The sequence below is a fragment of the Amycolatopsis pittospori genome, from assembly GCF_013870525.1.
Classification (GTDB): Bacteria; Actinomycetota; Actinomycetes; order Mycobacteriales; family Pseudonocardiaceae; genus Amycolatopsis; species Amycolatopsis pittospori.
The window spans coordinates 62080-68885 of sequence record NZ_JACBXD010000042.1 but is presented as its reverse complement, the minus strand read 5'-3'; the positions used below and the strand labels follow the sequence as shown (position 1 = coordinate 68885).

The 6806-nt window shown below is 66.7% G+C and carries 7 protein-coding genes and 3 tRNA genes; 7 read left to right on the top strand and 3 right to left on the bottom strand.

Annotated features, from left to right (window positions below):
- Nucleotides 1-254 precede the first annotated feature (254 nt).
- Entirely contained in the window at nt 255-1496 is a 1242-nt protein-coding gene (locus tag H5J31_RS23245) for a L,D-transpeptidase (RefSeq protein WP_181774747.1), read from the bottom strand.
- Nucleotides 1497-1917: 421 nt separating this feature from the next.
- Here H5J31_RS23245 and H5J31_RS23240 point away from each other — a divergent pair, with 421 nt between their 5' ends.
- Complete coding sequence (locus H5J31_RS23240; RefSeq protein ID WP_003097368.1) at nt 1918-2121, top strand: cold-shock protein; 204 nt, start codon at nt 1918-1920, stop codon at nt 2119-2121.
- A 120-nt stretch (nt 2122-2241) separates the two neighbouring features.
- On the opposite strand, the gene H5J31_RS23235 is transcribed toward H5J31_RS23240, so the two are convergent.
- Nucleotides 2242-2661, bottom strand: a complete 420-nt coding sequence (locus H5J31_RS23235) for a hypothetical protein (protein ID WP_181774746.1) — start codon at nt 2659-2661, stop codon at nt 2242-2244.
- A 562-nt stretch (nt 2662-3223) separates the two neighbouring features.
- On the opposite strand from H5J31_RS23235, the gene H5J31_RS23230 reads away from it, so the two are divergent.
- From H5J31_RS23230 to H5J31_RS23210, 5 genes are all read left to right on the top strand, one after another.
- A complete protein-coding gene (locus tag H5J31_RS23230) occupies nt 3224-3478 on the top strand; it encodes a hypothetical protein (RefSeq protein ID WP_181774745.1) in 255 nt (84 codons plus the stop codon).
- A 131-nt stretch (nt 3479-3609) separates the two neighbouring features.
- Nucleotides 3610-4386, top strand: a complete 777-nt coding sequence (locus H5J31_RS23225; RefSeq protein WP_181774744.1) for an SCO6745 family protein — start codon at nt 3610-3612, stop codon at nt 4384-4386.
- A 143-nt stretch (nt 4387-4529) separates the two neighbouring features.
- Nucleotides 4530-4602: transfer RNA gene (locus tag H5J31_RS23220), tRNA-Glu, on the top strand.
- Nucleotides 4603-4630: 28 nt separating this feature from the next.
- Nucleotides 4631-4704: transfer RNA gene (locus H5J31_RS23215), tRNA-Asp, on the top strand.
- Between the two features lie 31 nt (nt 4705-4735).
- A tRNA-Phe gene (locus H5J31_RS23210) sits at nt 4736-4809 on the top strand.
- 145 nt (nt 4810-4954) lie between these two features.
- Here the strand turns inward: H5J31_RS23210 and H5J31_RS23205 are convergent.
- Nucleotides 4955-5749 (bottom strand): S1 family peptidase, encoded by a 795-nt coding sequence (locus tag H5J31_RS23205; RefSeq protein ID WP_181774743.1) that lies wholly within the window; start codon nt 5747-5749, stop codon nt 4955-4957.
- Nucleotides 5750-5984: 235 nt separating this feature from the next.
- On the opposite strand from H5J31_RS23205, the gene H5J31_RS23200 reads away from it, so the two are divergent.
- Nucleotides 5985-6806, top strand: coding sequence for an arylamine N-acetyltransferase family protein (locus tag H5J31_RS23200; protein WP_181774742.1), 822 nt, complete (start codon nt 5985-5987; stop codon nt 6804-6806).

Below are 6806 nucleotides of genomic sequence, written 5' to 3'. Positions count from 1 at the left end.
CTCTGGTCGGCCGAGGCCAGCGACGTGGTCGCGAAGGCGGCGCCGCCCGCGAGCAGCAGCGCGCCAAGGGAAAGAACGATACGAGTACGCAAGAGTGTCTCCTCGATCCGGGCGCCGCTCATGGGCCGCGGCGCCTTCTGCCGTTAGACATGCGCCTCGCCCGCCGTGGGGTTGCATCGGATTTCGAGGGCTTTCCACACGAACGGCCGGAGACCACAGAGGGTCTCCGGCCGCACGGTTCCCAGGAAGTCCGGTCAGCTCGCGAGAGCGGACAGCTTCGTCCACTCGTCCCAGGAGTAGGTCCAGTCGCTGTAGTCCCGCGCCCGGTTGATCTTCACCGTGCTGCCCTCGATCTCGACGGGGTCCCCGACGAGCGCGCCGTCCATGTACGCCTTGGCGTTCACCGGCGCCAGGTTCACGCAGCCGTGCGAGATGTTCTTCTTGCCCTGCGCCCAGATCGACGGCCCGTAGCCGTGGATGAACTCGCCGTTCGTCGAGAACCGCACCGCGGACGGCACGACGATGTTCTCGTAGTTGTAGCGCTCGTTGGTCATCGAGTACGTGTCGTGCTTGGACATCACGACGTGCGTGCCGCTCGGGGTGACGCGGCCCGGGTCGGCGTCGAGGCCGTAGCTGGCCGCGTAGTCCGCGATCTGCTGGCCGTCACGGATGACCAGGAGCCGGTGGGTCTGGGTGTTGCCCTTGGCGATCTGCTCGCGGCCGATGGTGAAGCTCGCGGAGCGGTCTTCCTTGCCGTACACGCCTTCGCCGACCTTGACGCCGTAGATCTTGGCGTTGAACTTCACGGTCGTGCCGGGCTTCCAATACGCCTTCGGCCGCCAGTGCACCGAGGTGTCGTCGTGGACCCAGGCCCACGAGCCCTCGGTCTTCGGCGTGGTCTCGACGGAGAGCGCCTTCTCGACCGACGCCTTGTCGGTGACCTTGCTCGGGAAGGTCAGCGTGATCGGCATCGCGACGCCGTACGTCTGCCCGTCGAAGACGTTGATGTTGGCGCCGACCTGCTTACGCGGTTTCACCGTGGTGAAGGCCCCGCCGATGTCGGCGGGCTTGCCGTCGGTGCCGGTGGCCTTGCCGGACCAGGTGTAGGTCTTGCCGTAGCCGAGCTGTTCGGTGGTGGTCCAGCTCTTCTTGTCCTCGGACGGCTGCCCGGCGACCTGTTTGCCGTCCGGGTTGGTCAGCACGACCTGGTCGAGCGTGCCGTCGGCGACGCTGACCTTGATCGGCTGGCCGGGCGCGACGTCCTGCGCGCCCGCGGCCGGCTCGTAGCTCAGCTTGGCCGGCGCGGCCGCCTGTCCGCCGGTCTCGCTGCTGATCGGGCCTCCGCCGTCCGGGCCGCTCGCCGACACGGTCGGCTCGCTGCTGCACGCCCCCAGCGTCAGAACGGCGACCAGCCCCAGTGCCGCGAACGCCGCCCGGCGGCGCGCGGTTTCAGTGAACCTCAAAGCTTCCCCTTTGCTCCCCTGTACACCGACCATGACGTCCGGACCGCCCCTGAAGTTGATCCCACAGAGAGTGATGCGAGTCACAATCGAGTGGATCGTAGTTCACGAACGGGGCATGACCGACTTCGGTCCGTGTCCGGCGATGACCTGAGGTCGGCGCGCGGCGACAGGGTAGCGAGAGGGTCCGACAGAAGGCGGAGCGGTATACGACGTTCCGGTGACCTTGGGACTTGGGGGTGCCCAGAGTCCGATCACGGGCTTCAAATATGGCCAGATCCCGGTACTCTGCCATCAGGCCGTCGTTTTGCGTGTTCGTGGCTTCACACTCGCGGAACTTCTGACGCGAGCCATGAGCCGGTGACGCGCTCTTCGCTCGACTCGTTGGAACCGCCCGGGACGGTCTGGGTGTCGCTTCGGTGGCACTCGAAGCGGATGTGCAACGAGGAGTACAGCGGTGGCGCAAGGCACTGTGAAGTGGTTCAACGCGGAGAAGGGCTTCGGCTTCATCGCGCAGGATGGCGGCGAGGGCGACGTCTTCGTTCACTACTCGGAGATCGAGGGTCGCGGTTTCCGCACTCTCGAGGAGAATCAGCGAGTGGAGTTCGAGGTCGGTCAGGGCCAGAAGGGCCCGCAGGCCCAGAAGGTCCGCGCGATCTGAGTCCGCCCTCAGGCGTTGCTCAGACTGATCAGAAAAGCCCCCGGCGTTCTCGCCGGGGGCTTTTTCTATGGTGCTGAAAGCTTCTTCTGTTGTGCTGTTCCGTTCCGGGGGTGACGGGGGTCAGCGGGGGACGGGCTGCTCGAACGCGTTCGCGTCGAAGTGGAACTCGTCGGTGTGGGCTTCTTCGTGGCGGCGCTGCTGGGCCGAGTTGGCCTGCGATTCCCACGAGAGGCGCTCGAGGATCCATTCCTGGGCCAGCGCCTGCGGCGACAGGTTGCGTTCCTCGGCGGCGTCTTTGAGCTGTTCGCTCGCGATGAGGTTCATGCGCAGCTGGAACACCTGCGCCTCACCGAATCGCTTACCGGTGCCGGTGCTCTCCGGGTCGTTGTCCGGTGCGAGGGCACGAAGGTAGCTGGTGAGCTCCGTGTCTTCGACGACCGCGTCGGCCTCCTTGGCGGAGGAGTTGCGGTGACGACCGGGGTTGACCGGCTTGAGGTTCGTGCGGGTGGCATTGCGGCGACTCAGGGAAGGAAGGGGCACCGGGCCACGATAACGGTTCGGTCTCGGCAAACCAACCACCGTGAGCCACGACACACCATTCTTTTTTCCTCCAATGGCCCAATCCCCACAAGAACGACCACACCCGTGATCACAAAACGCAACCACAACCCAAGCCGAGAACGATTAACAAGCCCAAAACGCCGATCCCGGAACTCGCCCTGCCAACTCGCCCGAACCGGGGCTGCCAACCGCTACGCCACGGACCCTGGGGGTCTGGGGGGTGGCCCCCCAGAAAACGGAGCGACCCCCGCGCCAGGGGGAGGAACGCGGGGGTCGGAGGGGATCTCCACAGGCGCTGACCGGGGGTGTGTCAGCAAATCGATTGTTGCACGGTTCGGCGCGGAGGGCGAGTGGGCGCGGGCAGAATTCCGGTCGGTCGGTCATCTGTGGTTCGCCTGTGGTTCATGTGGTGCCGGTGTGCGGGTGATTGCTCTGCGTTGTGCGGAGCGTGGTGACAGGTTCACTCTCCGGGGGGCTGTGTGTCGCGGCCGGCTCTGGCTAGCCTCGCGGCCAAGCTGTTCGTTGGCCGTTTGGAGGAACCATGGGTGGGTCTGTGGAAGTTCGACAGTTCCTCCTTCGGTACGAAGGTGCCGATGGGGGAAGTCAGACGTTGGCGGGCGGTCTGCCGGCGCAGCGCACGGGTCAGGGGGATGCCCAGCGGGTGTCCGACGATCAGGTGCGGCGTGCCCGGCTGGCGGTGGCCAATGGGGCGCTGGGTGTCGATGACTGTGTCCAGTTGCTCGACATGTTGGGGTTGACGCTGGATGACGACGGGCAGGCGCCTGTTCAGCGCTGAGGTCGTCTCCGGTCGTTCGTGAAGGCCCGGCCGCGTGGTGTGTTCGCCGCGTGGCTGGGTCTTTCTTTGTGCTTGACGGGTGGGCCGCCGGTTGTGTAACACTGTTATCATTCAAGCCGGCGGGAGTGGCCATGGATGACGAAGCGATGGGACCGGCGCGGGAGATCCGGGGTCCGGTGCAGGTCTTGGGCGGAAGATTCATGACCTCCCCGGAGCTCGCCGAGGTCGAGGCGGAGGTGGGCCTGGCGCCGCGGGCGCTGTACTTCCGAGGGCGGTCGGCGGTATTGGGCGATCCGCCGCCGAAGGTCGTCGCGGAGCTGTTCGGGATCTTCCCGCACTGGCTCTTCGAGGCCGCCTTGCCGCCCGCGATGGAGACCCTCGACGCGGTCTCCGCGGTCCGCGCCTACTCGCGGTCATCGGCGAGGTGGGGCCGTGTCAGCCTTTCGGACGCCGACGACCCCGGCCGCCTGGCCGGTCTGCTCTTCCGTCTGGTGGACGCCGCGGACGCGAGTGGTCTCGCCTTGTTCGCCGGATGGCAACTCGCCGAACGCCCGGACGACGACGTCGAGCGCCTGGCGTTCGCGCTCATGGTCTTCCGCGAGTTCCGCGGCGGCGTCCACTTCGCCGCCCTGCGCGCGGTGGGCCTCACGGTGCCCGAGGCCGTCGTGGCGGACCCGGAGGGCGGCCGCGGCCGGCTCCTGCGCACCGCGTGGTCCGAGGAGGCCGCCGGCGAACTGATCGCCGCGGCGGAGGCGAAGGGCGATCTGAGGCAGCGATGGCGGCGCGCGGAACACCTCACCGACCAACGCGTGGCCGAGTTGCTCGCCGTCACTCTCACAGATGCCGAGCGAGACGGGCTTCGGCGGCGTCTCGGCGCCCTCGCGGCCGCTCCGGCGCTGCTATCCTGAACTCGTCGCGTTCTCGCAGGTCCAAGCCCTGTGAACGGTTAGGGGAACCCCCGTGCGGACGCCCAAACGGGTGTGTCCTATAGTTATCTTCGCTCCCAGGGGAACCTGAGAGCGCGGTCGGTCGGTTCGCCGAAACCGAACGGGCTCCCATCGTTCAGCGGCCTAGGACTCCGCCCTTTCAAGGCGGCAACGCGGGTTCGAATCCCGTTGGGAGTACGCAGTACAGTTACAAAGCAGTATGCAAGGCCCTGTGGCGCAGTTGGTTAGCGCGTCGCCCTGTCACGGCGAAGGTCGCGGGTTCGAGTCCCGTCAGGGTCGCAAGATCGTTCGGCTCCAGGCCGGCGTTCCCGGCCAGGTAGCTCAGTTGGTACGAGCGTCCGCCTGAAAAGCGGAAGGTCGCCGGTTCGACCCCGGCCCTGGCCACCGCTCTTGAAACCGCCTTGACTCAGGTCAAGGCGGTTTTTTCATGTCTGAGGTCGAATTCGATTCCGCGGTAGACAGGCCGACGCGCGGTGGCGGCCGATGTCGCAGGAGCATCGGGCGCCACCGCGCGGTGCGGAACCTGGCGTCAGGAGCGGGTGTCCTGCTTGCCGGTCTGCTGGCCGACCCAGTCGGCGAACGCGGTCACGTCGGTGTAGATGCCCGGCATCTCCGGGCAGCTGGCGGTCTGACCGCGGCTGGTCGCGCCGACCAGCGTCCACTTGTCGCCCGCCTTGACCACGGCAGGGCCGCCCGAGTCGCCGTAGCAGGCGCTCGCCTTGCCGCCCTGGTTGTCCATGCACAGCTCGGTCTGTGCGTCGTAGGCTCCGGAACCGGAGCACCCGGAGTCTTCGGCGATCGTGGTGTCGAGCTGCTGGAGATTCACCGGGGCGTCACCGCAGCCGCGAGTGGGACAGGTGAGTCCCCAGCCGATCTCCCGCACGTCGGTGCCCGGCTTCGGCGACTGGCCGATCTCGATCGGTGCCGCCTCCGCCGGCTTGGTCAGGTGCACCACGGCGATGTCGTACGGGCCGGAGCCGTCGTACTTCTCGTGGACCACGAATTTGTCCACCTCGGCGACCTCGCCGCCCTTGGTGTGGTCGGTGGTGTTGATGCGGTACTGCCAGTTGGCGGGTTCCTCGCCTTCGACGCAGTGTGCGGCGGTCACCAGCCACTGCGGGGCGATCAGTGACGCGCCGCAGTTATGGTCGCCGCTCTTGTTCTGCATGGACGCCATGAAGCTGTAGGTTTCGGTCGCGTCCACACCTCCCACGATCAACGGCTGTACGCCCGAGGGCGGTTCGGCGGCGGAAGCCGGCATCGCCGACCCGAGTACGGCGGCCGCTCCGGCCAGCAGGCCGGCGACGAGGGAACGAGTCCTCACTTGCTTTCTCCTTCCACACCGGCGTCTCTCACCGGCTCACTCGGGAAGAGTGGCCAATGATCACTCGTTCGTGGAACTGACGAAAGTCGGTGGCCGTTGCCAGTTGCCAGTTGGGACACCGGCTTCCCGAGATCGCGAAACCCGGTCTCATCGAATTCTCCTTACGAGCACTCGAAAAGTGAGCTTCGCTGCCTGATGTTGACTTCGAGTTAGGTAGAGGTGTCAGGCTTCGGACATGACACTCGCACCTGAGCAGGTCGACGAATGGACCGTCGACACCCTCGACCTCGACGCCTACCTCGGCCGGATCGGCCAGGAGCGCGCGAAGCCGTCCGCCGACGCGTTGCGTGAACTGGCGAAGGCACACATCCTGGCCGTCCCGTTCGAGAACGTCGACGTCGTTTTGGGACAGCACAAGGGAATCGCGCTCGATGCCGTGATCGGCAAACTCGTCCGGCGGCATCGCGGCGGCTACTGCTACGAACACGGCAGCCTGTTCGCCGCGGCCGCCGAACAGCTCGGCTACCCCGTGCGCCGTCTCGTCGCGCGCGTTCAGCCGCAGAAGAACGGGCCGTACACGCATATGACCTTGGTGGTGGAGGCCGACGGCGTGCAGCATCTGGTCGACGTCGGATTCGGCGCCGGGATGCTGGTGCCGATGCCGCTGGTCGACGGCGCCGTGGTCGATCAGGCGGGCTGGCCGCACCGGATGGTCGCCGACGGCGATCGGTGGCGCCTGCAGAAGCTGGAAGGCGACGACTGGACCGACCTGCACGCCTTCACGCTCACGCCGATGCACCGGATCGACTACGAGGTCTATCACCACTACACGTCGACGCATCCGCGCTCGCCGTTCACCGGGCGCCTGGTGATCATGCGCCTGGAAGAAGGGCTCAGCCGCAAGCTGATCGGCGACGAGTTCATCGTCGAACGGCCGGACGGGACGAAGGAGACCACCACGATCCCGCCCGAACGCCTCGACGCGACGCTTCGCGAACTGGACGTCGTGCTGACCGAAGAGGAGCTCGCGAAGCTGTTGAAGATCTACCCCGGCTGA